The 1145-nt window shown below is 70.6% G+C and carries 1 protein-coding gene; it reads right to left on the minus strand.

Annotated elements, in window-relative coordinates:
• Window positions 1–1145, minus strand: a 1145-nt coding sequence (gene dxs, locus ASF18_RS08030; RefSeq protein WP_082487233.1) for a 1-deoxy-D-xylulose-5-phosphate synthase, incomplete at both ends; no start/stop codon positions are given.

Genomic DNA, 1145 nt, shown 5'->3' on the forward strand with positions numbered 1-1145 from the left:
CCCTCGCCGCGCGGATAGCGCAGCGCGATCGGGCCCGTGTCGTGGGCATGCGCGGTGGCCACCATGTGCACCAGCTCGGCCTCGTCGGAGGCCGCCATCACCGTCATGTTCGGCAGGCAGCAGAGATAGGCCAGGTCGAAGGCGCCCGCATGGGTCGCCCCGTCCGCCCCCACCAGCCCGGCCCGGTCCAGGCAGAAGCGCACGGCCAAGTTCTGCAGGGCCACGTCGTGCACGACCTGGTCGTAGGCCCGCTGCAGGAAGGTCGAGTAGATCGCCACGAACGGCCGGTAGCCTTCCGTCGCCAGGCCGCCCGCGAAGGTCACCGCGTGCTGCTCGGCGATGCCCACATCGAAGGTGCGCTCCGGATGCGCCTTGCCGAACAGGTCGATGCCCGTGCCCCCCGGCATCGCGGCGGTGATCGCCACCACCTTGTCGTCGGCATCCGCCGCCTTGATCAGGCTCTCGCCGAACACCCGGGTGTAGGCCGGCGCGTTCGGCTTGGCCTTGGCCTGCACCCCCGAGAGCACGTCGAACTTGACCACCCCGTGGTAGCGGTCGGCGGAGGCTTCCGCCGGGGCGTAGCCCTTGCCCTTCTGGGTCACGACGTGGAGCAGGATCGGACCCTGCTCGGAGTCGCGCACGTTCTTGAGCACCGGCAGCAGGTGGTCGAGGTTGTGCCCGTCGACGGGCCCGACATAGTGGAAGCCCATCTCCTCGAACATCGTGCCCGAGCCCACCACCAGGGAGCGGGCGTATTCCTCGGCCGCGGCCGCGCGCTGGTAGAGGCCCTTGGGCAGGAGCTTGCCCAGCTGCTTGGCGGTCTCGCGCAGGGATTGGTAGGTGCCGCCCGAGGCCAGGCGCGCGAAGTAGGCCGACATGGCGCCCACGGGCGGCGCGATCGACATGTCGTTGTCGTTGAGGATGACGATCAGGCGCGAGTGCAGGGCGCCGGCATTGTTCATGGCCTCGTAGGCCATGCCCGCCGACATCGAGCCGTCGCCGATCACCGCCACCATGTTGCGCCGCTTGGGCGCCGGCGCGCCCTGGGCCTTGGCCGCCGCCTCGTCGAGGTCGCGCGCCACGGCCATGCCCAGGGCCGCCGAGATCGAGGTGGAGGAATGGGCCGCCCCGAAGGGATCGTAGAC

It is taken from the genome of Methylobacterium sp. Leaf89, from assembly GCF_001422215.1.
Lineage (GTDB): Bacteria > Pseudomonadota > Alphaproteobacteria > Rhizobiales > Beijerinckiaceae > Methylobacterium.